28 protein-coding genes and 1 tRNA gene are annotated in these 25,753 nt (G+C 38.8%); 15 read left to right on the forward strand and 14 right to left on the reverse strand.

Annotation, left to right across the window (positions count from 1 at the left end; translation table 11 throughout):
* The first annotated feature begins 30 nt into the window (after positions 1–30).
* Both C6N34_RS06175 and C6N34_RS06180 read left to right on the forward strand, forming a co-directional pair.
* Positions 31–630, forward strand: a complete 600-nt coding sequence (locus C6N34_RS06175) for a hypothetical protein (protein WP_057176970.1) — start codon at positions 31–33, stop codon at positions 628–630.
* 119 nt (positions 631–749) lie between these two features.
* Positions 750–1,547, forward strand: coding sequence for an LmeA family phospholipid-binding protein (locus tag C6N34_RS06180; RefSeq protein ID WP_115539404.1), 798 nt, complete (start codon positions 750–752; stop codon positions 1,545–1,547).
* 68 nt (positions 1,548–1,615) lie between these two features.
* Here the strand turns inward: C6N34_RS06180 and C6N34_RS06185 are convergent.
* Positions 1,616–1,689, reverse strand: a tRNA-Arg gene (locus C6N34_RS06185).
* Positions 1,690–1,729: 40 nt separating this feature from the next.
* Between C6N34_RS06185 and moaC the strand changes: the two genes are divergently transcribed.
* The gene (gene moaC, locus C6N34_RS06190; protein ID WP_057176972.1) at positions 1,730–2,224 is read left to right on the forward strand and encodes a cyclic pyranopterin monophosphate synthase MoaC; all 495 of its coding nucleotides are present in this window, start codon (positions 1,730–1,732) and stop codon (positions 2,222–2,224) included.
* A gap of 112 nt (positions 2,225–2,336) precedes the next feature.
* Positions 2,337–2,663 carry an STAS domain-containing protein gene (locus tag C6N34_RS06195; RefSeq protein ID WP_115539403.1) on the forward strand — a complete coding sequence of 109 codons (327 nt, stop codon included), beginning with the start codon at positions 2,337–2,339 and terminating at the stop codon, positions 2,661–2,663.
* Here C6N34_RS06195 and C6N34_RS06200 read toward each other — a convergent pair.
* From C6N34_RS06200 to C6N34_RS06210, 3 genes are all read right to left on the reverse strand, one after another.
* Complete coding sequence (locus C6N34_RS06200; RefSeq protein WP_115539402.1) at positions 2,660–3,793, reverse strand: PP2C family protein-serine/threonine phosphatase; 1,134 nt, start codon at positions 3,791–3,793, stop codon at positions 2,660–2,662. The two genes, C6N34_RS06195 and C6N34_RS06200, sit on opposite strands and share 4 nt — an antisense overlap.
* Positions 3,794–4,009: 216 nt before the next feature.
* Positions 4,010–4,795 carry a DUF1350 family protein gene (locus tag C6N34_RS06205; protein ID WP_115539401.1) on the reverse strand — a complete coding sequence of 262 codons (786 nt, stop codon included), beginning with the start codon at positions 4,793–4,795 and terminating at the stop codon, positions 4,010–4,012.
* A gap of 164 nt (positions 4,796–4,959) precedes the next feature.
* Complete coding sequence (locus C6N34_RS06210) at positions 4,960–5,673, reverse strand: hypothetical protein (protein ID WP_115539400.1); 714 nt, start codon at positions 5,671–5,673, stop codon at positions 4,960–4,962.
* Positions 5,674–5,859: 186 nt separating this feature from the next.
* On the opposite strand from C6N34_RS06210, the gene C6N34_RS06215 reads away from it, so the two are divergent.
* The 4 genes from C6N34_RS06215 to C6N34_RS06230 all read left to right on the forward strand — a co-directional run bounded on the left by C6N34_RS06215 (position 5,860) and on the right by C6N34_RS06230 (position 7,992).
* Positions 5,860–6,129, forward strand: coding sequence for a hypothetical protein (locus C6N34_RS06215; RefSeq protein WP_236107443.1), 270 nt, complete (start codon positions 5,860–5,862; stop codon positions 6,127–6,129).
* Between the two features lie 97 nt (positions 6,130–6,226).
* Positions 6,227–6,586, forward strand: coding sequence for a YtxH domain-containing protein (locus C6N34_RS06220; RefSeq protein ID WP_057176976.1), 360 nt, complete (start codon positions 6,227–6,229; stop codon positions 6,584–6,586).
* Between the two features lie 14 nt (positions 6,587–6,600).
* Positions 6,601–7,008 (forward strand): hypothetical protein, encoded by a 408-nt coding sequence (locus C6N34_RS06225; protein ID WP_006276083.1) that lies wholly within the window; start codon positions 6,601–6,603, stop codon positions 7,006–7,008.
* A gap of 174 nt (positions 7,009–7,182) precedes the next feature.
* The gene (locus tag C6N34_RS06230) at positions 7,183–7,992 is read left to right on the forward strand and encodes a TPM domain-containing protein (RefSeq protein WP_006276082.1); all 810 of its coding nucleotides are present in this window, start codon (positions 7,183–7,185) and stop codon (positions 7,990–7,992) included.
* A 113-nt stretch (positions 7,993–8,105) separates the two neighbouring features.
* Here C6N34_RS06230 and C6N34_RS06235 read toward each other — a convergent pair whose 3' ends face one another.
* The 3 genes from C6N34_RS06235 to queG form a co-directional block, all read right to left on the reverse strand.
* Positions 8,106–9,458 carry a C1 family peptidase gene (locus C6N34_RS06235; RefSeq protein ID WP_057176977.1) on the reverse strand — a complete coding sequence of 451 codons (1,353 nt, stop codon included), beginning with the start codon at positions 9,456–9,458 and terminating at the stop codon, positions 8,106–8,108.
* A 126-nt stretch (positions 9,459–9,584) separates the two neighbouring features.
* Positions 9,585–10,241, reverse strand: coding sequence for an HAD-IA family hydrolase (locus C6N34_RS06240; protein ID WP_115539398.1), 657 nt, complete (start codon positions 10,239–10,241; stop codon positions 9,585–9,587).
* Positions 10,216–11,190: a tRNA epoxyqueuosine(34) reductase QueG gene (queG, locus tag C6N34_RS06245; RefSeq protein ID WP_115539397.1), complete on the reverse strand. Its 975-nt coding sequence runs from the start codon at positions 11,188–11,190 to the stop codon at positions 10,216–10,218. Before queG ends, C6N34_RS06240 begins: the two co-directional genes overlap by 26 nt.
* Positions 11,191–11,301: 111 nt before the next feature.
* Between queG and C6N34_RS06250 the strand changes: the two genes are divergently transcribed.
* Positions 11,302–12,084 carry a PD-(D/E)XK nuclease family protein gene (locus C6N34_RS06250; RefSeq protein ID WP_115539396.1) on the forward strand — a complete coding sequence of 261 codons (783 nt, stop codon included), beginning with the start codon at positions 11,302–11,304 and terminating at the stop codon, positions 12,082–12,084.
* Here the strand turns inward: C6N34_RS06250 and C6N34_RS06255 are convergent.
* Both C6N34_RS06255 and C6N34_RS06260 read right to left on the reverse strand, forming a co-directional pair.
* On the reverse strand, positions 12,081–12,509 hold the full coding sequence (locus C6N34_RS06255; protein WP_006276078.1) for an ATP-binding protein: 429 nt from the start codon (positions 12,507–12,509) through the stop codon (positions 12,081–12,083). The two genes, C6N34_RS06250 and C6N34_RS06255, sit on opposite strands and share 4 nt — an antisense overlap.
* Positions 12,510–12,512: 3 nt before the next feature.
* On the reverse strand, positions 12,513–14,189 hold the full coding sequence (locus tag C6N34_RS06260; RefSeq protein WP_115539395.1) for a SpoIIE family protein phosphatase: 1,677 nt from the start codon (positions 14,187–14,189) through the stop codon (positions 12,513–12,515).
* 94 nt (positions 14,190–14,283) lie between these two features.
* Here C6N34_RS06260 and C6N34_RS06265 point away from each other — a divergent pair, with 94 nt between their 5' ends.
* Positions 14,284–15,027, forward strand: a complete 744-nt coding sequence (locus C6N34_RS06265) for a WecB/TagA/CpsF family glycosyltransferase (protein ID WP_006276076.1) — start codon at positions 14,284–14,286, stop codon at positions 15,025–15,027.
* Between the two features lie 51 nt (positions 15,028–15,078).
* Here the strand turns inward: C6N34_RS06265 and C6N34_RS06270 are convergent, their stop codons facing one another.
* Positions 15,079–15,615, reverse strand: a complete 537-nt coding sequence (locus C6N34_RS06270) for a DUF4330 domain-containing protein (RefSeq protein WP_006276075.1) — start codon at positions 15,613–15,615, stop codon at positions 15,079–15,081.
* 1 nt (position 15,616) lies between these two features.
* Positions 15,617–16,873, reverse strand: a complete 1,257-nt coding sequence (locus C6N34_RS06275; RefSeq protein ID WP_115539394.1) for an ankyrin repeat domain-containing protein — start codon at positions 16,871–16,873, stop codon at positions 15,617–15,619.
* Between the two features lie 149 nt (positions 16,874–17,022).
* On the opposite strand from C6N34_RS06275, the gene C6N34_RS06280 reads away from it, so the two are divergent.
* Positions 17,023–17,493 carry a DUF4079 domain-containing protein gene (locus C6N34_RS06280; protein WP_057176982.1) on the forward strand — a complete coding sequence of 157 codons (471 nt, stop codon included), beginning with the start codon at positions 17,023–17,025 and terminating at the stop codon, positions 17,491–17,493.
* Positions 17,494–17,556: 63 nt separating this feature from the next.
* On the opposite strand, the gene C6N34_RS06285 is transcribed toward C6N34_RS06280, so the two are convergent.
* Positions 17,557–18,249 carry a DUF1997 domain-containing protein gene (locus C6N34_RS06285; protein WP_181407014.1) on the reverse strand — a complete coding sequence of 231 codons (693 nt, stop codon included), beginning with the start codon at positions 18,247–18,249 and terminating at the stop codon, positions 17,557–17,559.
* 182 nt (positions 18,250–18,431) lie between these two features.
* Between C6N34_RS06285 and C6N34_RS06290 the strand changes: the two genes are divergently transcribed.
* The 4 genes from C6N34_RS06290 to fabD all read left to right on the forward strand — a co-directional run bounded on the left by C6N34_RS06290 (position 18,432) and on the right by fabD (position 22,303).
* Entirely contained in the window at positions 18,432–19,058 is a 627-nt protein-coding gene (locus C6N34_RS06290) for an SDR family oxidoreductase (protein WP_006276071.1), read from the forward strand.
* 64 nt (positions 19,059–19,122) lie between these two features.
* Positions 19,123–20,148 (forward strand): phosphate acyltransferase PlsX, encoded by a 1,026-nt coding sequence (gene plsX / locus C6N34_RS06295; RefSeq protein WP_006276070.1) that lies wholly within the window; start codon positions 19,123–19,125, stop codon positions 20,146–20,148.
* A gap of 189 nt (positions 20,149–20,337) precedes the next feature.
* On the forward strand, positions 20,338–21,339 hold the full coding sequence (locus C6N34_RS06300; protein WP_057176984.1) for a beta-ketoacyl-ACP synthase 3: 1,002 nt from the start codon (positions 20,338–20,340) through the stop codon (positions 21,337–21,339).
* 40 nt (positions 21,340–21,379) lie between these two features.
* Complete coding sequence (gene fabD / locus C6N34_RS06305; RefSeq protein WP_115539431.1) at positions 21,380–22,303, forward strand: ACP S-malonyltransferase; 924 nt, start codon at positions 21,380–21,382, stop codon at positions 22,301–22,303.
* On the opposite strand, the gene C6N34_RS06310 is transcribed toward fabD, so the two are convergent.
* On the reverse strand, positions 22,259–24,133 hold the full coding sequence (locus tag C6N34_RS06310) for a bifunctional serine/threonine-protein kinase/formylglycine-generating enzyme family protein (protein ID WP_115539393.1): 1,875 nt from the start codon (positions 24,131–24,133) through the stop codon (positions 22,259–22,261). The two genes, fabD and C6N34_RS06310, sit on opposite strands and share 45 nt — an antisense overlap.
* Positions 24,134–24,573: 440 nt before the next feature.
* Entirely contained in the window at positions 24,574–25,746 is a 1,173-nt protein-coding gene (locus tag C6N34_RS06315; RefSeq protein WP_057176986.1) for an aromatic ring-hydroxylating dioxygenase subunit alpha, read from the reverse strand.
* Positions 25,747–25,753 lie beyond the last annotated feature (7 nt).

The raw sequence follows: 25,753 nt of genomic DNA on the forward strand, positions 1-25,753 counted from the left end.
CAGCCAACAATCTCTCACTACATAATCAAAATGACCGAACCACTACAACTCAAGAGTCACAAATTTGCAGATCTCTGTTTTATATCAATATGGAGTTTTACAACCCTAGCTAGTTTTCTCCTCAGTTTGCTAGTAGTTGAAGTCGGTGAAAAATCTGATTTGGAAGTTGTAGATGCGGCTATTGGTGGGTTAGCAATCGCTATTCCCCAAAGTTATCTTCTAAGAAAAATTATTCCTCCCTTAAATTGGATTATATCAACAGTTTTAGGATGGGTGCTAATTACAGTCATAGGTATTGGTACAATGGGATGGTTTGTCTTGTCTACACACACCTTATATAATCGTGTTTTAATTAGTATGATTGATTCTGGTATTGGTGGTTTAGTTATTGGATTGTCACAGTCCTGTTTAGCCATTCCCCCATCAGTTCCCCAAAAATGGTCATGGGTGTTTGTGAATGCTATTAACTGTATCCTAGGCTTTACTATTGGATCTCTAATTGGTATTTTAACTGGTAAAAGCTCATTTTTAAGTGAAGTATTTGGTTTGAGCATTGGATGGTTAATAGTGGGAATTCTAACTAGCATTAGTGCGAACAGGTTTTTAAAAATAGATGAGGCCAAGTACTAGTAAATAGTCAATCTTCTCCCTCCCCACTCGAATTTTTGATTAATAATCCCGGGATCTCTTGCATAATTCTTCACAATTTGTTACAAAAATATAAAGAACTTCTAGAGACCCAGAATCTAATGTTAAGCGGACTTGCTGGTTTAACAGATCCCAAAGGTAGCGACTGGGGAGAGCGAATGCTCAATACAGTTGCCAGTCAAACGATTCGCCACTTATTTACCCAGAGCGAGTCAGTAGAAGTCCTTGTGCGTTGCTATCCTTCCAGCAAACTTTTGCAGGGGAGTATTGATAGCTTTAAGATGAGTGGACAGGGCCTAGTTATCCGTAGAGACTTCGCTATAGAGGAAATGTGTTTTGAAACCGATGCTGTGTCTATTGACTTTAGCTCGGTTTTAAGTGGCAAACTTAAGCTAAAACAACCCACACAAGCTGTGGCACAGGTAGTATTATTGGAATCAGGTATCAATCATGCTTTTAAGGCTGAATTGGTGAAAAAGCGTTTAATAAACCTTTCTGAACCAGCTTTAATGGAAATATCTAATGGTGAACCAGTTTCCTTTCCTGAAATTAAAATACAGTTATTACCTGAAAATCGCTTACATCTTATAGCTAAAGCTGACATTAACAATGGCGAACTTGTACCATTAAGTATGACAATTAGTATCAGTATTGAAAAACGAAGACGGGTTTCTTTCAAGGATGCCAGATTCCAATTAGATGAAGTACCAGATCAACAGCGAGAAATTTCTCAAAGATTAGGCGCAGCTCTGGTCACGATCTTAGATGGGATGGTAGACCTAGACCGTTTTGATTTAGATGGGGTAAAAATGCGGTTAAATCGTTTAGAAACCCAAGGTGAAAAGTTAATTTTTAGTGGATATGCGGAAATAGACCACATTCCCCAAAGTGGGTACTAAAAGAATAACCGACCATCGTGGTCGGTTATCCTACAAGTGGGAATGGTTGGCATCAGGTACACCCAAAACGGGCGAGGAGGGATTCGAACCCCCGACACCGTGGTCCGTAGCCACGTGCTCTAGTCCACTGAGCTACACGCCCCTAATTAACTTCTACTATATTAGCATACCCTTTAGAAATTATGCAAGAGTTTTTGCCAAAATCTTCTGATCTTTCTCATCTCACCACCCAGGGAGAGGTGCAAATGGTTGATATATCAGGAAAAATCCCCACAATTAGGGAAGCGATCGCAATGGCCAGGGTGCGGATGTTACCAGAAACTCTGGCTGTGATTGAAGCGGGCAATGCACCAAAAGGGGATGTGTTAGCTACCGCTAGAATAGCTGGCATTATGGCTGCTAAACAGACCCCAAATTTAATTCCTCTTTGTCATCCTTTACCTTTGCAAAAGGTCACAGTGGAGATTAGACTAGATGAGCAACTACCCGGGTATGAAATTCATGCCACAGTTAAAACCAAGTCAGAAACCGGTGTAGAGATGGAAGCTCTTATGGCTGTTTCTGTAGCTGCTTTGACTTTATATGACATGGCTAAAGCTTTAGAAAAGTCTATTCAAATCCAATCTATAGGTTTAGTGAGTAAAACCGGTGGTAAATCAGGTTCTTGGCAAGGTTAAGCCTCTAATTTTTATAAATGATATTGAATTAGCATATTGAATTTTCTTGCTTGTTATATACTGGAGAGAAAACAGCCAAATTAATATCAAATAGAGTAAATACAAAGTAATTATGAGTAAGCAAGTACAAACTCTCACCCTTACCAAAAATTTAAATTCTGAAAGTGCATTAGAATTTCAGAGAAATATTGCCAAAATTGTAGAGAGTAAAGCCGAAGTGGTTTTAATTGATTGTCAACATATTACTTTTCTAGACAGTCGTGGTTTAGGATATCTAGTGTTGGCTTTTAAAAATTTACAAAAAGCGGGCATTAAAATGGTACTCTGTTCCCTGAGTGAACAAGTAAGAATGATATTTGAATTAACCAGTATCGATGAGATATTTGAAATATTTGCTAACCAGGATGACTTTCATCGCGAATTGGTGAATAAGACCTAATCAAATTTAATCTGGATGATGGCTAGGTCATCATCAAAAATTTCTTTGGAGTTTAAACTAACCAAATATTTTATTACATATTCAAGTTGGGATTTAGGTAGATTATGGGATCTAACTAATAATTGAATAAACTCCTCTAAACTCCAAAGAATTCCATCAAAATTAGTAATTTCATAAGCTCCATCACTGAAAATATAAAGACTACTTAATTCTCCAATTTGACAAATTTCATCCACATATTTAGCTTGGCAAAACATACCAATGGGCATACCCGGGGTTTTGAGAAGTGTTATATCAACATTAAGAGATTTTGGTGACAGTAAAACTGCTGGTGGATGTCCTGCACTAGCATAGGTTAATTGTCGATTTACATGGTTATATACACCATACCAAATTGTGAAGTACTTCTCGGTTTTATCATCAGTTTGAAAAGCATCATTTAAAGCTGATAATACCTGACTAGGTTGATAATAATTTACTCCTTTAAGTGCGCGAGAACGAAGTAAATTTAACACAGAAATTGCCGGGAGAGTGGCCCTAAGTCCATGACCAACAGCATCCAATAGATAAATTGCCAGGTGATCACCATCTAACCAATAATAATCAAAACAATCTCCTCCTAATTTTCGAGAAGGTAAGAACATATAATCAATATTCACTGGTTGATTAATAGGTAGTGGTAAAAGGGACTTGACGTAGTCTGTAGCTTCTGACAGCTCGGTTTCTAACAATAGCTTTTGGGTTTGTAAATCTCGATTTAACTGGTGTAGACGTAGTCCAGCTCTAACTCTAGCTTGTAGTTCATTTTGTTCGATGGGTTTGGAGATAAAATCATCTGCTCCCGAGTCTAGTCCCTTAACCCGATCTGATACTGAATCTAAGGATGTTAATAAAATAAAAAATGTACTAGATAAATTTGGGTGATTTTTAATAAAATTGCAGACCTCTAAACCACTTAATTCAGGCATCATCCAATCACAAATAATCAGAGCAGGAGGAGAAGCAACAGCTTGCAAAATCCCCTCTCTCCCATTACTGGTTGTGATAACTTGATAATGCTGTTTTTCTAAGATCCTTTTGAGAAGGATTTGGATTGAAGAATCATCATCAATTACTAAAATTTGGAACATAAGGTTTAGAAGATTTATATCATCAGTATTCTATTTAAGTAGGGAGGCACAATTATTTGTAGGATGGGTTGAGGAACGAAACCCATGCGGGCGTTGGGTTTCATACTTCAGCCCAACCTACGTTCATCTTATATTTAATTCCACCCACCCACTTACATTATGTCCACAAATTAGGAATCTAGAATGAAAAGCTGATAAAAACTTGAGCTATTTATGTTAATCCGATAAAGACTCTAGAGGGTTAAGCCAGAATAGCATTACTTTTTGCAGCTGGTGTAAATCTCTATAAACCTCTTGTTTAAACCACTGGGCTATAGCATCTAGGGGAGTAAAGGAATTTCCTGATTGCCATTTAATGTCTTGACCTAAAGGAGTTGTGTGGTTTCCGGAGAGAGTTTTTACGGTAACCATTTGAGAAAAACGGTTTTTTAAAATTTTCGTTAACTCTGCTGATTGATCTAAATTGTCATTGTGGAATTTGATTAATAGGTTGCGTCTAATCTGATAGGATTCTTCGATAATTTGATTAGTTTCTGTGGGTGTGGGACTAAATTCAATCATTAAATCACTCATGAGGGTAGAATTTAGTTGCTCCACTAGAGGAATAGCGTCTTTAGCAGTGTAGTTATTAAAGGAAATCAGAATATTACCCGCTCGCTCTACTTCAAAAAGACTGCCAATCAATAATTGCAGCTTACAACCCATGCTGTGTCCAACTCCATAAATTGGTAAGTATAGTTTATGTAATTCCCCATAATAATGTAGACGTTCCAAAGTCCTTTCAAATTTCAGTAGAACTGATTGGGCGATCGCCTGGTGATCTAGTCCATTGACAAATGGTGTGGCAATTATGACGTAACCTTTGTTAGCAAGCTGCTCTAATAACCAACGGTAGGTCAAATGGGGTGCACTAGCGACAAATGCACCTCCCAAAAAATGAATGATTCCAACGGGGTGACGGGGAACAATTACCCAATTACCTCTTATTTCTTTCCATTCCATCGGATTCTCACCTGATTATTCTGTTTCTATAAGTAGGGAGGTGCAATTATTTTTATATTTAATTTCACCCATCCACTCAGTATAGCAATAGTCATTGAAAGTTGACAAGTGATTAACTAGCTAATTACCTTCTATTGCGCAAAGTAGATAAAGAATCTTTTAGACTAGTCTTGTAGTTTTCTCATTTCTTGCTTAACATCCATAGCAATTTGTAATGCTTCATTTAGCAACCGGTCGTGTTCTGCTGCCTTTTCACTAACTTCCATAGTGCTTAAACTGGATAAATTGTGGGTAAACAGATCCGAATTAGTTAAGATAAACGCTTTATTTTCTCGCAAAATTCTTTCGGTTTTCAACGCTCTGACTAAATCTAACTTGGTGAATTTTAGAGATTTAATCACTTTATCTCTGTTTTGTATACCTACTGCTGGATTACCTGCTGCTTCTATTTGATCATTAATATTTATGGCATGAATAATGGAATTATATCTGGAAACGTCATTTAATAAGACCTTTAGGGAGCTAGTCATGTTCTTCTTGAAGAAGCGGGTTTTGTACTTCCACCACAAATATAACACCCCCTGACTAACACCACTTAGCCAAACCAGGGTTAAAATAAGTAATATCCATGATGGTAAAGTAATCCAAGCTACTAAATCTTTAACTAACCAATCGAAAAGCAAATATGTAAAAATTAGAACAGAAGAGCTAATAAAAACCACTGTAGCTCCCTCAGAACCCTGAACTTTGTCCAGTAATAACTTCCCCAACTGGTAGAGGGAATCGGTTATAATAGGGAATTGATTATCTACGGGTAAGTTAGTTAGGTCTTGCAATTCTTTATCTGTAATTCGCAGACTCTTCAAATCGTCACGCACAACCCCTCCAACTCTACTAACTTAGGACTGATCAAATTATTAATAACTCTTGTAGATTTGTCAACAAAACTGTGAACTGTGGTACATTAATTGTTGGGTTTCCAGTACCTAAACAGCAAAAACACTAACCACAGCACCATGATAACCATAGTCATAGTTTTCCTGACTAATATCGTGATTTCACTGATGCTATTATACCTAGCTTGGCAAATGTGGCAACTTAAACACAAGTTGACAATAATAGCCAATAATCTAGAAAGTAGGGAATCAGCTAGTTATGGGGTTCTAGCCACAATACGGGATAATATTAATGGAGAACGAGAACAAATTTATTATTGGAGACAAAAGCAGCAAATGCTAAAACAGCAACTTCAACAAGCTTGGCAAACCTTTCAACTGGTGAAACTTCTTACCACATCCGCTTGGAGATTATTAGCTCAGAAAGTGCAAAAATAGCCCATTCAACCCTAAAAGAATTATACTGTTCCTATCCCTAGCTCAAGACTGGGAGTTTTTCGCAAATTTCTGTTATAAAGAATTAAAATGTCTTAAAATGTCTAATAATCGTTCCGGAATATTTATTGGTGGTGTAATGCTGGGAGCTACAATTGGAGCTTTAGCAGGCTTGCTTGTTGCACCCCGTACAGGCAAAGAAACCCGTAAGCTCTTGAAAAAATCTGCGGATGCTTTACCAGAATTGGCAGAGGATATATCCACCAGTGTGCAAATACAAACAGATAGACTCTCCGCTAATGTAGTTAGAAACTGGGATGACACCTTAGATAGGTTGCGAGATGCGATCGCATCGGGAGTAGAAGCTACACAAAGGGAAAGAGAGTCATTAAAGAGAGTAAAATCTCATAATGCTGATGAAAATCCAGATCATCTCCACCAAAATCCAGAAAGTCTATAAATTATAGTGTCACCGTGATTGATCCTTTATTTTGGCTGGGACTATCTTTACTATTAGTAGCTACTAGTCTAAGTGTGGTATTGGTAGTAGCCATACCTGCTGTACAAGAATTAGCACGAGCTTCGCGCAGTGCTGAAAAGTTCTTTGATACTCTTTCTAGGGAGTTACCCCCCACCCTAAAAGCTATCCGCAATACGAGTTTAGACATCACAGATTTAACTGAAGATGTCAGTGATGGAATTAAAAGTGCGGGTCAAGTAGTTAGACAAGTAGATCAAGGTTTAAATACTGCTAAAAAGCAAGCTGATAATGTGCAAATTAGCACTCGCAGTCTCTGGGTTGGTGTGAGAACTGCCTGGAAAACCTTTACCAATCAAGGATCTAATAAACGTAGCCTACAGGGAATCCGCACCAAATCATGACTCAAGCTATACGTATATACCCCATAACTGGCAATTTTTGGGAATATTGGTTTTTGATGGTTTAAGGTGATCAGATTAGGGTAAAGTAAACAATTGTAAAGAAATATCACTTTTCTCGTAACCTAAAAATAGCAGTTGTTTACTCTCACCTTTAATATTCGTATAGAAAATTCCATGCAGCGTTCTTTTTGCCAAAAAATTCTAGTATCCATTGCAGTCTTTGTTTTTGCTGCATCCATTTGGGTAACGAACTCACCATTAGCTCTAGCTTATGAAAATCCCGATTTGCTACCTGATACCTTTACCCCAGTAGTTGACCTAGCCAAAACCTTACCTGATCCACAGGAAGAAAAGTTAGTAAAGGAATTAGAGCAGTTTGAGGTGGATACTGGCTGGAAGTTGCGGGTATTGACTCAATATGACCGGACTCCAGGGAGAGCAGTAATTAAATACTGGGGACTAGATGATAAAAGTATTCTCCTAGTTGCAGATGCACGTGGTGGTAACATTCTGAGTTTTAGTGTGGGAGATGCAGTTTATGAGCTCTTACCGCGTACATTTTGGATTGAATTACAAACTCGTTTTGGCAATCTCTATTTTGTGAGGGAGAATGGTGAAGATCAGGCTATTTTACAAGCACTAAATTCGGTGAAAGGTTGTTTAGCTCAGGGGGGTTGTAATGTGGTTCCCGGATTACCCAAAGAGCAATGGATACTTACCCTCATTACCTCAGCTATTGGCGGGATAATTTGCGGATTTGCAGCCCAACCTCGCAATGATAAACAAGTGTTTGCTTGGCAATGGGCGTTAATTTTTTCACCGTTGTGGGGAATTTTGTTTATTGCTTTTGGTATTGCTCCTGTGATTACCCGTACCAGTGATTGGGTTCCCTTGGTCCGCAATATTTCGGCCTTTTTGATAGGTCTGTTGGTGGCTTATCTTTCCCCCGTTTTTAGCCGTCCTGTTTCTAGGAATGAGTCTTAAATTTAGGAATGGTGAAGTTGTTCATTTTTTCCTCACGCTGAATTTTTCCATAATTTCAGTGTTTGTATTAATGATTGAATTTCACCATGCCACCAGTTTTTAAAAACTATAGTCTAAAAAAGGCTATCAATGGTTTCGTAGTCATACTCTGCTATAACTTCATTAAAAACTGCTGTAGCTGTATCTCCATCTAGTTCTAAATCCCCTGCTAATTGAGACCAATATTCATATTCTTCATCGGTGAAGTATTCGTCAGCAATAGCAAACTCCACAGACATTTGAAAAGCTTCTATTGCTGCATCTTCAGCAAGAATAATTTGTATGGCAGCATTATATAGCATTTCTAATCCACCAATTTCTACCAGACTATCAATTTTTTCTTGCAGCAGTTCTGTGTCAATCTCATAGGTTTCATACAGTCCCATCAATAACTCTGATTCTTCCTCAGACAAGTCATCTACAGACGCACCACATAAACAAATTACTGCGATCGCTTCTACTAGTGTTAAATAACAGCTTTCCTCTTCTTCTTGTTCCTCTTCCTCATAAAATTCTTCGTCAAAATCCTCATCCTCCTCCACCCAAACATCAGCAGTTAAATCAAAGTCTGTTGTCCCTTTAATTTTCCAGCATTCAAAGCAGAGGTCTGGGTTGGTCATATACTCATAAGGAATATAGCAATATCCTGAGTCCCCCCATTCCTCACCCCAGGAATTCCGGACAATAAATACTTGAGCACTATCCTTATATCCAACGCAAAGCATAGCGTGATTCCCATGCTGTTCTCTACCCTCATCACTATTTAGATCTGGCATAGGAACTCTCCCCTGGGCTGTAACACGATCAAAAGATTTAAATAAAACTAGCCCAAAAATAAAAGGATATCCTTCTGCTAAGCAGTGCTTCATTGAGTATATGTCAGGATTAACTTGCTCTGGAGTTTCCCATTGAAAATCCTCAATACTAGTTAGTTCTGCAGCTTCACTGTAAGCCTCATAACTAGGTTTGGTATTGACGTTTTTAACTTTGCCATTTTCTGCTATATGATAACTCCAAGTTGACTCGTGACAAATACCCTGCTCTTGCAAACTAACCAATGCTAGGGAAATATTGCTTCCCTGGTCTTGAATTTTATCACCACCGGAAGCCTCTATTCCTAGCAATCGTGCATTATAATATACAAAAAGACGACTGAAATCAACATCTTTGCCTAGACGGTTCATTATATACTCATAGCCACCAACAACTGCATTGGCTGTACAACTGTTGGCACCTGCTTGATTTTCTACAGGGGTCATAAAGGGACGGAGATCCACCTGTGGTGGTAGTTCTTCTTCGCTAAACCTCTGTGTATCGTAGAGTTGAGAACCAGGAATTCTTGAAGGGGAGGAGCTACAACCGCTCAGTGCTCTCCATTCACCTGTTTTGCGATCTACAACGTAGGATAATACAGCTTTTTTAGACATAAACTCTGATGTGGATTGCCCACAAAAATAATTATCAAAATTCTATATTAGGTATGCTATGAAATGTCACACAAAAAATTTGTAATTCCTCAATAATTCCCTGGTAGATTCTATAACCTCATGCTTTTAATTTGGACTAGGTTCAGCAAATGAATGATTAATCGCTTCCAGCAGTTCCCTGGGATGATCAATCAAAAAGTCAGGATTTTCCCTAGCTAGTGCTTCAGGAGAATTAAACCCCCAAGTAACTGCTATAACTTGCACATTGGCTTTTTTAGCTGCTTCTATGTCTCTGGTTTCATCACCTACATAAATGACAGTCTGGGGCTTAATTTGTCTTTGTTTAATTACACTACTCATGATAGTATTCTTACCAAAAATTGTTACCCCCGAATGAACAAATTCAAATAGATTGTCCAACTGATGACACTTGAGAAATTGATGGACATTCTCTTGTGCATTAGAGGTAATAATCCCTAATTTATATCCCTGATTACTTAGCTCTCTTAGTGCTTCAGGAATTTCTGGTATGGGTTGTAAATCCTTGATTTTATTTTTTAATTCTCCTTTCACTCTTTTAACTAAAAAGGGTATTTTAAATAGGGATACACCTGAATACTTAATAATTTGTCTAGCAGTTAAATTTCTTAATAGTTTTAATTCCTTAGCAGATATTTGCATATAGCCAAACTCCCGGGCTAGACGATTAGCAATTGTTACCAAAGCGTCTAATGTATCTGCAATTGTGCCATCAAAGTCAAAGATGATTACTTTTTGAGTCATTATTTAGTTTCAATGTGGTAAGATTAGCACGGGCATTTCTACGTAACATTTTTGGTTTAATCCGTCTCAAAGCTGATGCAGGAAATTTTTCACTCCACTGCTCATCAGTGATCCCCGATAATTCTACCAGATTGGGTGCTAAATTTCCAGGATAGGGATGAAAATCTACCACATCTGTTACTTGAGAAAACCGCTGATTCCAAGGACAAACATCTTGACAAATATCACAACCAGCAACCCATCCTTGTAAATTTCTTTCTATGTTTGTTGGCAGGGTTTCTCCTCTATTTTCAATGGTATGATAGGCAATACACTTATTGGCATCTACAACAAATGGCTGGGTAATTGCTTGTGTTGGACAAGCTTCTATACATCTATTACAAGTACCGCAGTGTTGGGTAGCTGGAGTATCTCCCTCTAATTCTAGATTAGTTAATACTTCACCTAAAAATACCCAGGAACCATATTCCCTAGTAATCACATTACCGTTTTTGGCAATCCAGCCAATACCCGCTTTCTCAGCCCAAACTTTGTCCTGTATGGGTCCTGTATCCGCATAATATCTGGCTTTTATACCCTCACCCTGTGATTCTAACCAGGTGGCTAATTGTTTGAGCTTTTTATGCAGAATTCTATGATAATCTCTCCCCCACCCATAACGGGATATCTTCCCATACTCTCCCCCCAGGGGACGGGAATGGGGTGTATAATAGTTTATCGCTACACAAACGAGCGATCGCACTTCTGGCATGAGTAATTTTATATCTTCCCGTTTTGGATTGGTCATCCAATCCATGTCAGCATGATAACCCAGACTTATCCATTTCCTCAACCTTTCCTTTTCTTTACTCTCCACCCCCAATACAACTGCGACACCAACTTTATGGAATCCTAATTTATAGGCTTTTTCTTTAATGGTATGAGTACTTAAGCTAGTTAAAGAGGACATGTGGACACAGGAGTTAGGTAGTTTGATTATACAACAGATAACAGATAGCGAAAAACCCTAGTCTAAAGTTTGGAGTATAATGGAGTTGTTCCTAAGCAAGGATGAAAAACAGTGAACCAAGCGGAAATTAGTACTCTCATTAGACAACAAATGGAACAACTAATTGTGGAAGACCCTGTGATCAAGAATTTGATTTTAGGTTCCATGTCGCAATATTATATTGGAAGACAAGACGCGGATAGTAAATTCGACCAGACTCTGGCACAATTGCAGTCTTATCAGGAAGAGCAGAATCGTAAATGGGAAGAGCAAAATCGCCACAATCGTGAAATCATGGCACAATTGCAGTCTTACCAGGAAGAGCAAAATCGCCACAATCGTGAAATCATGGCACAATTGCAGTCTTACCAGGAAGAGCAAAATCGTAAATGGGAAGAGCAAAATCGCCACAATCTGGGAATTTTAGAAGAAATTAAACAAATGAACCGGAAACATGAAAGTACAGTTGGTTCCCTAGGTTCGCGATGGGGTTTATCATCGGAAGCAAGCTTCAGAAATGGACTAAAAGGAATTTTAAAAGATTCTTTTGGCGTGGAAGTGTTGAACTTCCTTGATTTCGACAATGAAGGAGAGGTTTTTGGCAGACCAGACCAGGTGGAAATAGATGTGATTATCAAAAATGGTTTGGTAATTTTATGTGAAATTAAATCCTCGATTGACAAAGCAGGAATGTATATCTTTGATCGGAAAGTAGCATTTTATGAAAAACATCATCAAAGAAGAGTTGATCGGAAATTAGTAATTTCTCCCATGGTAGACCCAAGAGCTTTGTCAGTAGCACAAAACTTGGGGATTGAGATTTATAGCTATGCTGAAGATGTAAATAGGATTTAGTAAACCGTCCATAAAGGAATAGTCGTTTCCAGTTTGAGACAGTTAGCACCATTGACCTGTAAATGATATTCAACCTTATCCATCAACCGATTCATAATCAGCCAACCATAGCCACCTTCTTGTTTTTGTTCAGGATGGGGAGGGAAGTAGGTGGTTATGTCAAAACCATGTCCATAGTCCCAAACTTCAATAGCTAGTTTCTGATCTGTCAGTTCCAGACGCAATAGAATTGGCACATTTGGTTTATCTTTGTGAGCATGACGAACCGCATTTGAATATGCTTCAACTAGTGCAAGACGTAAACGACTGGATTGGTTTGACCAATCCAGAGAATCCCTCAAATGTTGTTTTAAGTATGCCAACAACCAGTTTTCGACCGTGTTGACAAAACTTAAATCACTGGGTACATAAAGTTCACTTTTCATCGTTTACAAAATTTCCAGAGAGAGAATGGTCTGATCATCTTCTTGGACAGGATTATCGCTTTGAATTTGAGCGATTAGCTGTTCAAGGGACAAAGGTTGAGGTTGTTCCCGTATAAGTTGCCAAATACCTTCTTGATTTAGTATAGACCAAGTTAGTGCCTGAGTGCCACTGTTATTTTTAATTAGTGATTTGGAGCTTATTGTTACTTTTGCTTCCGTAATACCGTCGCTCAGAAGTAGAAGGGTGTCTTTTGGAGCGAGAATTAATCTACCAGACTGTGATGACAGCTCAGGGAAAATCCCCAGAGGTACACTGCGGGTTGTGAGATATTGAGGTTGGGCTAGAGAAGCTGGATATGACCATAATAGGGGATAAATGTGTCCAGCATTAGCATATATGAATTCTCGAGTAGTTTTATTATATTTGGCAATGACAAGAGTAATTAAATAGTTTACACTGATTAGGTCTTCAGCTAGAGCATAGTTGAGATTTTGCAAGACAATATTTGGCGGTGGTGGTGATTCCTGAGATAATTCACGACGCAAAAGAGAAATAGCACTAGCCATAAATAAAGCTGCAGGTACACCCTTACCGGAAACATCACCCACTGCTAACCACAGTTCACCAGATGGATGGAGAAACACCTCAAAAAAATCTCCTCCCACTTCTCGTGCGGGGTAACAGCACGCCTGTATTTTCAAACCGTCAATTTTTGGTAAAGTTTGACGCAGCAGATTGTTTTGAATTTGACGTGCTACTTGCAGTTCTTGGCGAGTCTGTTCTTGTTTCTCTTTTAAGCTTTGGTCAAGCTTGGACTGGGAAAGGGCCAGGGATGCTTGTTTGGCTACATCTCCAATCAGTTCTATATCCTCCTGCTCCCATGGTATTTCCACAGTGCATTTACACAGGGTCATTACGGCTAGTAGATCATCCTGATAAGAAAAGGGAACGATTAAATAATGGGCGTGATTGACCTTATCTGTATATTGAACTACTTGATATTTTCTCCCCAATATAATTTTTTGAATTAAGCTTAATGACTCCTTGGGTAAGTCAGGGGTTAGACAATCAAAATCACAATACAAAAATATAGATGTTTTTAGGATATCACCTTCTACTAACCTTAGCAAACAACTACTAGCTGCAAATTTCTCTCCAATTGTAGCTACCATTTTATCAAGGGTACTTGTATAACTATGGGAATCTCTAAGTATCTTAGTAATAGCATTAAATAAAGACTCTCTTTTCAAAGCCTGACGTAACTCTCTGGTGCGAGTTTTTAATAAATTGTAAGTATCCCTTCCCCGTTCAACTAATGCTCTAAGTTGTTGGGGTTTCCATGGTTTGGTAATATATTTGAATACTCGACCTGAGTTAATTGCATCTACTAAATCTTCCACATCAGTATAAGCAGTAAGAAGAATGCGAATGGTATCAGGAAAACGTTCAACAATTTGACTAAGAAATTCTGTACCCTTCATATCTGGCATTCTTTGGTCAGAAATAATCACTGACATTTCTCCCACCTGATCCAAGATAGTCCAAGCATGACTGACACTGTTAGCTTTATAGACTTCAAAATCACGCCAGAAAGTGCGATACACCAGGTCTAGATTGTCCGGTTCATCATCCACCACCATTAATTTAGGTTTTTGCACATCATTGTCGTAATTAACCATACTACTGGGCTGAAAAAGGTCAAAAGTTTCCGAAAAACTTGATAAACTAGTGTAAAGTTTGGTGTGAGCTTAGTTTAGTCTAATTTAAAATACGATGTTAACCTATCAGTCACCTGAAAAATTTTCCGTTTTGGGGTTACCGGTTCATGTGGTGGAAAATTACCCCCATTGGTTAGTAGAGTCTCTTCAACAGGGTAGAGGAACCCATGTGGTGACTCTCAATGCGGAAATGACTATGCAAGCTAGACGGAACCCAAGTTTATCCACAGTTATTGAAAACGCTGACCTGGTTATCCCAGATGGCGCAGGAGTGGTATTGTATTTACGTTTCATACTCAAACAGCAGGTAAAGCGTTTTCCTGGTATTGAATTAGCAGAAGGTCTACTCCAAGAACTAAGTAAAAAAGCACCATCTACAAAGGTATTTTTTTATGGCGGATCTCCAGGAGTAGCAGCTAAAGCTGCGGAGTTTTGGCAACAACAAGTTCCTAATTTGAATTTTGTCGGTACTCACTCTGGATATCATTCCCCAGAAACTGAAAAAATATTACTGGAGACTTTAACGGAGTTACAACCTCAAGTCATTTTTGTAGGCTTAGGAGTTCCTCGTCAAGAACTATGGATCGCTAAAAACCGTACCCTATGCCCTCAGGCGATATGGATTGGGGTGGGCGGTAGTTTTGATATTTGGTCTGGTGGCAAAACCCGTGCACCCCAATGGTTGGCAAATAATAATTTAGAATGGCTTTATCGTTTATATCAAGAACCTTGGCGCTGGCGTCGAATGCTTTCCTTACCAGAGTTCTTATTTCAAGCTCTAACTTCAAAAAACCATTAAGATGGAAACCGTTGGGAGCATTTCTCCATATAGATGCTCAACTAATCAAGGCTATTTACCATCTTTGAGCCGAATATCAATCACAGAAGCGTTGAAATTGTAGTTAAACCCTTCTAGTTCAAAAGGCATGCCAATTTTTACTTTACTATTACCCAAGACGGGCCCATTATCCGTAACTTGTGCTTTACCCTCTAAGGTCAGTAGAAAATCCGTACTAAAATTATTACTTCTTGGATCTGGTAGTTCCTTAATTGAACCATCTGGTTGGGGTACTAGGAGGGTTCTCTTTAACTCTTGAATGGATTTAATCCCAATTTGTCCGTAGGGTTGGTTACGAATAATTACGTTAGTTTTACCACCTTTGGTAAATCCCTGTTTAAATAGTTGCTGACTGTCTCGGACATTTAAACCCCTTACTATTAGGTCTACTTCTATGGGAACTGTTTTCGTACCTATCTGAGCTACAGAACCGGAAGTCCCAGGGAATATAAAAATGCCAACTATCACTAGCAATATTACTAGTGCTGCACTTAGATCTAGGAAGTTAATTTTACCGAATAGCCGCCCCTTGGCATCTAGAATATTCATTCTACTCCTTCGCACCTGCTTGTATTAATAAATTACTTGTCTTCGTATAATTGTTAGATTTGGCAATCATTAAGGCTGTATACCCACCTTGATTTTTTATGTTTACATTTGCTCCAGCTTGAATTAACATATCCACCGCTTGGGTATATCCTTGTGCAGTAGCATACATTAAGGGTGTGACACCCACTGGGTCTTGTAGGTTGACATTTGCTCCTTTTGTCAGGAGTAGTTGAAAAATTTCTGGATGGTTACCGATTATAGCTTTAACTAGGGCACTTTTGCCATCTTCAGCTATAACATCGATATTAACCCCACTTTCCAATAAAACCTTGACCGTTTCAGTATGTCCTTGGAATGCTGCCAAGGTCAAGGGGAATTCCCCCAAATTCTTTTTGCCACCATCTGCTCCTGCATCAAGTAGAACCCTGACTATTTCTTGGTATCCTTGAAATGCTGCTAAAATTAGGGGGGTGTCTCCCAAATTGTTTCTGATTTCTAGGTTAGCACCCCTATTCACTAGGGTTTGCACTGTCTCTAGGTGGTTTTCGACAACGCTAAAGTGCATAGCTGTTTCACCTTCTTGATCCTGGTGATTAATCTCTGCACCCCGATCTAACAGAACTTGGATAATTTCAGTATGTCCGCCAGCAGCAGCAGCTAGTAGTGCTGTAGTTCCATCACTATTCTCTAGGTTAGAGTTAACACCATATAATAAAGATGTTTTCACTATCTCTAGGTTACCATTATCTGCTCCCATAATTAACAGGCTTTCAGTTTCACCCTTAGTTTGACTGTTTTTTACGAGAATGTTCAATATAACTCTATTATTCTGCCTAATTGCTAGTTTAAATGCATCCTCATTATGTTGGTCTACAATTTTTGGATCTGCTCCAAAATCTAACAGGTTTTGCACGGTCTCAATGTAGCCTTTTTCTACTGCTATCATTAATGCTGTGCTTCCATCTTCATTGACTGCATTTGTATTTGCTCCTTGAGATGTTAGCAATTTTACCACGTCAACTTGATTATGTGCAGCAGCTAACATTAATGCTGTTAAACCATGGAGTTTCCTGGGTAAATCAATATCAGCTCCAAAATCCAATAGGCAACGTACAATCTCCGTGTAGCCAAAATTAGCAGCAAACATTAATGCTGTCGTACCATGGCGATCGCCTGTATCTACTGGAAATCCCGATGCCAGTAATTGACGAACCTGCTGAACATTACCATTTTTCGCAGCCGTAAGTAAATCAATCATCTCATTAACCTCAATTTAAGTAAATACAATTAGTTGTAGTGTTATAATTGATGAATTATTATGGAGAACCCAAGTAAATCACTTTTTGCAGTGTTTGCCGTAATTTATGCTAAGTTTTATAAAGATTTAATACTTTAGGTAAATAAACCATGAGTTTAGAACTTACTCCAGACGTAAAATTCGGTTTGGAATTTTTCCATCCCGCAATCATGTGGATATTGTTAGCGCTGTCATTATATGCAGCTTACTTAGGGTTACAAGTACAGCGTACCAGAAATGCCCAAGGAGAAGAGAAGAAACAACTAATTAAGGGTAAATATAGCGATAAGCACCACAAAATTGGCTCTGTACTCCTAGCGTTGATGGTAGGGGGTTCTATTGGGGGAATGGCGGTTACCTATATTAACAATGGTAAGTTATTTGTTGGCCCCCATCTCCTAGCTGGTTTAGGCATGACCGGTTTAATTGCTTTTTCTGCTGCATTAGCTCCATTTATGCAAAAAGGAGCTAATTGGGCCCGGGCCACACATATTCTATTGAATTTTGGGATTTTGGGACTTTTTATTTGGCAAGCTGTGTCTGGTGTAGAAATTGTTCTCAAAATTATTGGTCAAGCCTAGAATAGTTATAATACTAGGGAGGGTAAATCCTCTCCCTAGATGTAAATGAGGTAGAACGCCTGGTCAACTCTCACTTTTTCCATGAAAGTCTTCTTGTACCTTACGAGTTAAGCGACGAGATACCTGACGGACAACTTGATTTAACAGGCGATCGCCTGTGGACTGTACGAGGGAACTTGGTAAGCGTCTGATAAACTTGGGGAATTGTAAACAAACAGTTAAATCCAATTGCCATTCCACTCTGGTAATACCTGGTGTATTTTCAATGAGTTGCATATGGGCATTATAGTTAATGTGGTAACCGGGAGATTGGTAGTTGGGGATGGGAATGGAGCGGATTTGACATTGATTTTTTCCGGGGACTAACAATTCCAAACCTATTTTTGGCTCTACTTCATAACCAAAAGCACCAAATCTACCAATTACCAATGTATAACCATTCTCACCCAGGGGATGAACTACCATAGGTTGGGCACAACGTATAAACCATGCTGAATGACAGTTAAAATATTCCATCACCTGTTCACTAGATGCTTGCATTTTCATAAACTCTCGATGATGACTATAGAATTTACTAGGAAATGCTTCATAGTTTTCTGTTAATGCGTCCTCACTAATAAGATGAGATATAGGACTTGACAAAGAAGAATCAAGCTCATCTACTCCTAATTCTAAAGACTGAAATTCCCAATTATTTGCTACCATAATTCCGTTCTCTCTATAGTCAAAAGTTTTTGTATATTGCGTATCAATCATGATTTTCAAGCTGAGGTAGCTTGCTCAGACAAAAATTCAATTTTCATAAAGATATGGAAAAAAGCATCTACAAGACAGTTGTGCGTATATAACTATTATGCCATTATGTCATCCTATCCATAGATTCCTTAGAATAAATAACGAAACCAACAAACATATTGTTTCCTAGGATAACCTTAATTATGAAAGCATTTGTAGCAGGTGCAACAGGTCAAACAGGTCAGCGGATAGTAGAAGAGCTAGTGTCCAGAAATATTCCCGTGCGAGCGCTAGTGAGAGACGAGCAAAAAGCTCGAAATCTTCTTCCTTCCCAAGTTGAATTAATTGTGGGGGATATTTTGCAACCTGAAACCCTGGTTGCTGCTTTAGGTGACAGCACAGTAGTTTTATGTGCAACTGGTGCTAGACCGAGTTTTGACCCGACTGGTCCCTATCAGGTAGATTTCCAGGGGACAAAAAACCTAGTCAAAGCAGCTCAAGATAGAAAAATTCAACATTTTGTCCTAGTTTCTTCCCTATGCGTTTCCCAGTTATTCCATCCTCTCAACCTATTCTGGTTAATTTTAGTTTGGAAGAAACAAGCCGAAGAGTTTATTAGAAAAAGCGGAATAACTTATACAATTGTGCGACCTGGAGGATTAAAAAATGATGATAACTCTGATGAAGTTATTATGCAGGGTCCTGATACCTTATTTGAAGGTAGCATTTCTAGGAAAAAAGTAGCTCGGGTTTGTGTAGAATCATTGTTTGAAAAAGCCAGGTGGAATCAGATTGTGGAAATAATTGCTAAACCACTCAGTTCCAGTTAATAATTTTGAACTCTTAACTGTAACAATCTGATAAAATTTATAAGGTCTCTTTGAGCTAGGAGCAATGGGAACGACTGGTGTAAGAATCGCGATTGACGCTATGGGGGGGGACTACGCACCCGCCGAAATTGTTGCTGGCGCACTGCGAGCGAAAGAAGAATTGGGCGTTCACATCTTGCTAGTAGGTGATCCCCAACAAATTGAAGCTGTCATACCCCTTAAAAGCAATAGGTTAGGAATAGAAATTGTCCCAGCCCAGGACACAATTGGCATGGACGAAGAACCTTTAAGCGCTGTTCGTAGAAAGCGTGGAGCTTCTGTCAATGTGGCAATGGACTTAGTTAAAAACAATCAAGCTGATGCTATATTCTCTGCTGGTCATTCCGGAGCAGCAATGGCATCAGCTTTATTACGACTGGGTAGGTTGCCGGGCATTGATCGTCCCGCTATTGGCACAGTATTTCCTACCATAAAAGCAGGTAAGCCAGTATTAATACTTGATGTTGGTGCTAATGTAGACTGTCGCCCCAAATTTTTAGAACAGTTTGCGGTGATGGGTTCGATTTATAGCCAATACGTGCTGGGAATCAGTGAACCAAAAGTGGGATTATTAAATATCGGTGAAGAGGAAAACAAAGGCAATGAAGCTGCTGTGCGTGCTCACGAGTTATTACGGGAAAACACTCAAATTAATTTCAGTGGTAACGCAGAAGGACGTGATGTATTGTCCGGTGAATTTGATGTGATTGTCTGTGATGGATTTGTTGGTAATGTGTTGTTGAAATTTGCGGAGGCGGTAGGGGGTGTAATTTTACAAATACTGCGGGAAGAACTACCCCAAGGTATTAGAGGACAAATTGGCACAGCGATTTTAAAACCTAACCTCAAGCGAGTTAAACAGCGCATGGACCATGCTGAACATGGGGGAGCTTTACTATTAGGAGTCAATGGAATTTGTTTCATTGGCCATGGTAGTTCCCAAGCACCCTCTATTTTTAGCGCCATTCGCATGGCCAAAGAAGCTGTAGATAATCAAGTGCTAGAAAGACTACAGTCCAAATACAAAGTTCTACAGGGTGAACCCCAGTAAGAATTCTAGATGAATTTGAGGTTGTTAAGCCTATCCGCATAGCTTTCTAGAAGCGGTTAGCTCAATTCTAACTGCTTCCTGATGTTTTTGCAGAAAATCTCCACCTCTAGCAAATTCGCTCAACCCAAATGACGGTGGTTTCGTCAGTCAATTAAACTGACCGTGAACAAATGACAACGGAGATTAGGAGTGCAAAATTTATTCCTACAAGGTATAGCAATTACGGGTAGTGGGTCAGCCATAGCAAAAACTACCGTAGATAACCAGTTGCTCACTCAACTGGTAGAAACTTCCGAGGATTGGATTACCACAAGAACAGGTATTTGTCAACGACAGTTGGCACTACCTCCCGAATCATTAACTACCTTAGCTACTGATGCTAGTCAACAAGCAATAACAGCAGCTGGGATTAAACCAGAAGATGTAGATTTAATCCTGTTGGCAACCTCTACTCCAGATGATTTATTTGGCAGTGCTTGTCAAGTACAGGCTGAAATAGGTGCCGTTAAGGCTGTGGCCTTTGATTTAACCGCAGCTTGTTCTGGATTCGTCTTTGGACTGGTGACTGCGGCCCAATACATAAGAACAGGAGTTTACCAAAATGTACTTCTAATAGGTGCAGATGTCCTCTCTCGTTGGGTAGACTGGCAAGATCGTCGCACCTGCATCTTGTTTGGTGATGGAGCAGGAGCAGTGGTATTGCAAGCTAATAAGAGCGATCGCCTATTAGGATTTGCCCTCAAAAGTGATGGTACACAAAACCACTATCTGAATTTGAGTTACCGAGGTAAGACCCAAGAGCTCAAACCAAATATTCATACTCCTATAGGTAGTTATGAACCCATCACAATGAACGGTAAAGAGGTTTATCGTTTTGCTGTGCAAAAAGTTCCAGAAGTGATAGACAAAGCTCTATTTAGTGCTAATTTGACTGTAGAGAGAATAGATTGGTTGATTTTGCACCAAGCCAACCAGCGAATTATTAACGCTGTTGCGCAAAGACTTAACATACCCGATCATAAAGTAATTAGTAACGTTGCTAATTATGGCAATACCTCTGCTGCTTCTATTCCCCTAGCGTTAGACGAAGCAGTGCGCCAGGGAAAAATCCAATCCAATGATATAATCGTTACATCCGGTTTCGGAGCGGGGTTGAGTTGGGGTGCAGCAATTTTCCAATGGGGTAAATAATAACAAGTCTAATGACCAATTATCAGCAACCAAATATCAAATGACTAAAACTGCATGGGTATTTCCCGGACAAGGTTCTCAGTGCTTAAATATGGGAATAGATCTACTAAGTATAGAATCTGCCAAAGCCAAATTCGACCAGGCCAGAAATATTTTGGGGTGGTCCGTAGATGAAATCTGTCAAGGTGACGAAGCTAAATTATCACAAACAGTTTACACTCAACCCTGTTTGTATGTAGTTGAAAGTATTATAGCAGACCTGTTACGAGAAAGAGGGCAAAAACCAGACTTAGTTGCTGGTCATAGTTTGGGAGAATATATCGCCCTGTATGTAGCTGGTGTATTTGATTGGTCAACCGGATTGCAACTGGTCAAACGACGTGGGGAAATAATGGATAATGCAGCTGGGGGAATGATGGCAGCATTACTTAATTTTGACAGACAGCAATTAGAAGAAGAGATTGCTAAAACACCTGGTGTTGTTTTAGCGAATGATAATAGTCCAGCTCAAGTTGTAATTTCAGGTATACCAACAGCAGTAGAAGCTGTAATGTCACAGGTAAAGGCAAAACGAGCAGTTGCCCTAAAAGTTTCTGGTGCATTTCATTCGCCATTAATGAAGGGTGCATCCGAGGAATTTCAAGCAATATTAAAAGATATAGCTTTTGAGACAGCAATAATTCCCGTATCTTCCAACGTTGACCCAATTCCCAGCACCAACCCACAGGTTTTGAAGGAACGTTTAATTGAACAAATGACAGGTTCAGTAAGGTGGCGAGAAATTTCCTTACAACTACCACAATCTGGGATTGAGAAAGTAATAGAAATAGGACCGGGTAATGTATTAACCGGGTTAATCAAACGTACTGTTCAGGGTATAGAACTGAAAAACATCCAGAATCTTGAACAAATTTCAAGCTCACCCGTAAAAGGAAAGAACCACACGAAAACCGGACATTCTTAAACCACCCTCTGCTTCATTCCAACTGCGACTGGCGCTACGACAAAGTTCTGCACTAAAATTCCAAGCGCCTCCACGCAATACCCGACGATTAATATCACCATTTGTATCCCAAACACTACCATCCCTAGGAGCGCCATGGTAATTATTATGCCAGGGATCAGCACACCATTCCCAAACCAGACCGTGCATATCATACAATCCGAAAGCATTTGCTAAGTTCAGGTTACCAACCTCTGTAATTTGTGGAGTGAAGTTTCTGCCAAAATCCGCTATATAAGATTGACTAACATTACAATTGATTAAGTCTGGAGTAATAGTTTCACCGAAGTAAAAAGCAGTAGTAGTTCCCGCACGACAAGCATATTCCCATTCTGCTTCACTTGGTAACCGATAATTTCTACCAGTGGTTAATGATAAACGTAAACAGAATTCCACTGCTTCGTACCAAGAGACATTTTCTACAGGTAAATTGACCCCCTTAAATTTGCTAGGATTGGGGTTGAGATTTTGGGTAACCTTTGGTAATGTTGCTACTGCTTTCCATTGTGCTTGGGTAATGGGATATTTAGCCATATAAAATGGTTCAACAATTACCTGATGTTGGGGATGTTCATCCCCATTACCTTGAAATTCTGGTGAACCCATTAAAAAACTACCACCGGGAACTAATATCATTTCTAAATAGAGATGTTTATTTAGTTCTTCTGTAAAGAATTTTCCTATTCTTCTTTCATGCTTAACTTTATCATTTTCTTGATGGGATATCATGGTCTGAAACTCGAAGATTTCCAAGGGTGGAACATTCACAGCAAGTTTTTGCTGGGTGGTTGCTACTTCTATAATAGGAGTACCCAAGTTAATTTTTGATTCGTCGGAATTGATATAATTGAAATCACTGGTTAGGGTATGAGAAAAATCATTTTGTAGGTCATATAAAACTTCCATTGCTGACTGATATCTATCCTGGGCAAAATGTTGTAGCAAACGGTTCAAAATATATATTAATTGCTGACTAACTATAACACCTCTACCCTGTAAAAATTCTTGCCATAACCATTTTGCTCTCATAGGGTCATAAAGAGGATCTTTGAGTTGATAACTATTTTGTACGGGTAAACATTGGGTCAATAGACGTATACAAGTTACACCTAAAGCATATAGGTCGCTAGCATGACAGGCAAAACCTGCCATTTGTTCTGTTGGTGCATAGCCTAAAGTGTATATAGCTGTTGCTTGTCTAGCCATGGTAGTTTTAGTGACTTGTTTAGCACCCCCAAAATCAATTAATACAAGTTTATTATCCAAACTACGACGAATAATATTTTCAGGTTTGATATCCCGATGGATAACATTTTTGTGGTGAATAAAATCCAGAACCGGTAATAAATCCAATAACAGTTGACGTATTTGAGCTTCAGTATAAGGTCGTTCTTTCACCTCTTCTAATAGAGTTTTACCAATGATAAATTCCTGAACTAAATATAAACTTGAACCCTGTTCAAAGTAAGCTAGTAAGCGGGGAATTTGAGAATGATTTTCTCCTAGTTCATATAAGCGATAAGCTTCTTCCTTAAAAAATTCTGCTGCTTTAGCACGTTCAACAGTTCCCTGAACCTGAGGAAAAAATTGTTTAATTACACAGGGTGCGTCTAATCTATCCACATCCTCTGCAGCATACGTCTTGCTGAAACCTCCCTCACCCAATAACCGCAAAACGCGGTAGCGGTTTCTGAGGATTTCACCAAATTTATCATGTCCGCAAACGATGCAAAATCTACTGTGGTTGAGGTTGAACGGGTTAGAACAATTGGGATTTTGACAGATTTGCATAGGTCCTAGTAAGAGAGAATTTTGTGCAAATTCCGACCCAATTTTTTATCAGTTTTCAGTTTTCAAGTTTCAGTTTTGAATTAGAATCAATAAATTTATATATGTGGGTGCATAGATTTATAATTGACTTATAACATCATATTATTTTGGGATTAATGGTAATGTTTAGAATAAGCATTAATTGATCATGGTAAAATAGGGACTTAATCTACTAGAGCTGAAAACAAGTTTGATGGGTAAAAATCTGTAATTGAGAAAATGGTAAAATAACTTTACGTTCTGTTGGATTTTATACGATTTCCAATTTTGGTCACCGCTATACTGGATACCAAGGTTCTACCTGGGAATTGATGAAGTGGCCAAACCACTTCATTTTTATTTAAGTAGGGAGGTACAATTATTTGTAGTAGCGTAACCCAACTAATCTATAATCACTATAATCAATCATTAGCTAAGTCATCCCGCCATTTTTGGACGTTTTGAGGTTTTTGTGACTCCATTTGTTGGTTGTCTGTGAACCTTTCCCAGCTCCAGGTTCCCCATTTGAGAGGTTTTTGTCTCTCTAAATGACTAATAAATTCTATAATTGGTTGATCTAGTTCTAGGGGATGTTGTAAGTTAAACTGAATGTTGTTACGATTATTTTTCCCCGGTTTAGGAAAAAGTCTACCGTGTTGATTTGACATATAGTTAATGGCATTAATCACGATTTTACTCAACCAAAGAAGGAATTTGCCATATATATGACCAATAATACCTGGACGTTTTTTAGCGATAAAAATTCTTATTCCCGTGGTTTTTCCTGATTCTATTAAACGCAGTGCATAAAGGATGTGACAGTTAAACTGAAAATGTAAAAACCTAATTTCCACCCTGACTATCATTGTGATCCCATACCAGTAACAAAGATGATAGCTGATAGGTGGATTAAGCAAAAATCGGAGAATTTTAATTGGAGAATTAGAATTATAGTTATTACACTGCTGATTGTACCTGAAAATAATTGCATTCTCATTCAGTTCTTGTTTTTGAAAACTAGATTCCCATACTTGTCTATGAATATTGTAAAAATGCTGAGCATCAATAGGATTAACCATCACAATATGAGGATGACAATGGATGAGAAACTTACCACCAAAGGCTATATCTAGTTCTGCAACTTCCAACTCCGGAATAAAAGGTAAAGATTGCTGAGGATTTTCTCCTGTCCATACCCAAATCAAACCATATTTTTCCTCGGTAGGCCAATTTCTAGCTTTAATAGATTTAGTAGCTGTAGTATCTATGCTTTCATCCAAACAGGGAATCTTGGTGCAAAAACCCTCTTGATCATATTGCCAGTGATGTAAAAAACAACGTAGTTCATTACCTTTCACCTTACCCTCCCCAAGATGAGCACCCATGTGTGGACAGTAAGCATCGAAGATAACTACCAGTCCATCTTCTCCACGATAGATTACCAATTCTTTCCCCAAAATAGTGATAGGTTTTACCTCACCAACTAATAATTTATGGGAAGGTAGCACCCAGTACCAACCTTCAATAAAACGCTCTGGTTGGTTAAATATTCTTGGCTTTCTGGTATAGTTAGAATTTATGGGTTTAGGCTTCATTTTCAGA

The organism is Cylindrospermopsis raciborskii Cr2010 (assembly GCF_003367075.2).
GTDB lineage: Bacteria > Cyanobacteriota > Cyanobacteriia > Cyanobacteriales > Nostocaceae > Raphidiopsis > Raphidiopsis raciborskii.

Coding starts and splice junctions, on each gene's coding strand:
- C6N34_RS06175 (WP_057176970.1), top strand. CDS start 31: ATGACCGAACCACTACAACTCAAGAGTCACAAATTTGCAGATCTCTGT.
- C6N34_RS06180 (WP_115539404.1), top strand. CDS start 750: ATGTTAAGCGGACTTGCTGGTTTAACAGATCCCAAAGGTAGCGACTGG.
- moaC (WP_057176972.1), top strand. CDS start 1,730: ATGCAAGAGTTTTTGCCAAAATCTTCTGATCTTTCTCATCTCACCACC.
- C6N34_RS06195 (WP_115539403.1), top strand. CDS start 2,337: ATGAGTAAGCAAGTACAAACTCTCACCCTTACCAAAAATTTAAATTCT.
- C6N34_RS06200 (WP_115539402.1), bottom strand. CDS start 3,793: ATGTTCCAAATTTTAGTAATTGATGATGATTCTTCAATCCAAATCCTT.
- C6N34_RS06205 (WP_115539401.1), bottom strand. CDS start 4,795: ATGGAATGGAAAGAAATAAGAGGTAATTGGGTAATTGTTCCCCGTCAC.
- C6N34_RS06215 (WP_236107443.1), top strand. CDS start 5,860: ATGCTATTATACCTAGCTTGGCAAATGTGGCAACTTAAACACAAGTTG.
- C6N34_RS06220 (WP_057176976.1), top strand. CDS start 6,227: ATGTCTAATAATCGTTCCGGAATATTTATTGGTGGTGTAATGCTGGGA.
- C6N34_RS06230 (WP_006276082.1), top strand. CDS start 7,183: ATGCAGCGTTCTTTTTGCCAAAAAATTCTAGTATCCATTGCAGTCTTT.
- C6N34_RS06235 (WP_057176977.1), bottom strand. CDS start 9,458: ATGTCTAAAAAAGCTGTATTATCCTACGTTGTAGATCGCAAAACAGGT.
- C6N34_RS06240 (WP_115539398.1), bottom strand. CDS start 10,241: ATGACTCAAAAAGTAATCATCTTTGACTTTGATGGCACAATTGCAGAT.
- queG (WP_115539397.1), bottom strand. CDS start 11,190: ATGTCCTCTTTAACTAGCTTAAGTACTCATACCATTAAAGAAAAAGCC.
- C6N34_RS06255 (WP_006276078.1), bottom strand. CDS start 12,509: ATGAAAAGTGAACTTTATGTACCCAGTGATTTAAGTTTTGTCAACACG.
- C6N34_RS06260 (WP_115539395.1), bottom strand. CDS start 14,189: ATGGTTAATTACGACAATGATGTGCAAAAACCTAAATTAATGGTGGTG.
- C6N34_RS06265 (WP_006276076.1), top strand. CDS start 14,284: ATGTTAACCTATCAGTCACCTGAAAAATTTTCCGTTTTGGGGTTACCG.
- C6N34_RS06270 (WP_006276075.1), bottom strand. CDS start 15,615: ATGAATATTCTAGATGCCAAGGGGCGGCTATTCGGTAAAATTAACTTC.
- C6N34_RS06275 (WP_115539394.1), bottom strand. CDS start 16,873: ATGATTGATTTACTTACGGCTGCGAAAAATGGTAATGTTCAGCAGGTT.
- C6N34_RS06280 (WP_057176982.1), top strand. CDS start 17,023: ATGAGTTTAGAACTTACTCCAGACGTAAAATTCGGTTTGGAATTTTTC.
- C6N34_RS06285 (WP_181407014.1), bottom strand. CDS start 18,249: ATGATTGATACGCAATATACAAAAACTTTTGACTATAGAGAGAACGGA.
- C6N34_RS06290 (WP_006276071.1), top strand. CDS start 18,432: ATGAAAGCATTTGTAGCAGGTGCAACAGGTCAAACAGGTCAGCGGATA.
- plsX (WP_006276070.1), top strand. CDS start 19,123: ATGGGAACGACTGGTGTAAGAATCGCGATTGACGCTATGGGGGGGGAC.
- fabD (WP_115539431.1), top strand. CDS start 21,380: ATGACTAAAACTGCATGGGTATTTCCCGGACAAGGTTCTCAGTGCTTA.
- C6N34_RS06310 (WP_115539393.1), bottom strand. CDS start 24,133: ATGCAAATCTGTCAAAATCCCAATTGTTCTAACCCGTTCAACCTCAAC.
- C6N34_RS06315 (WP_057176986.1), bottom strand. CDS start 25,746: ATGAAGCCTAAACCCATAAATTCTAACTATACCAGAAAGCCAAGAATA.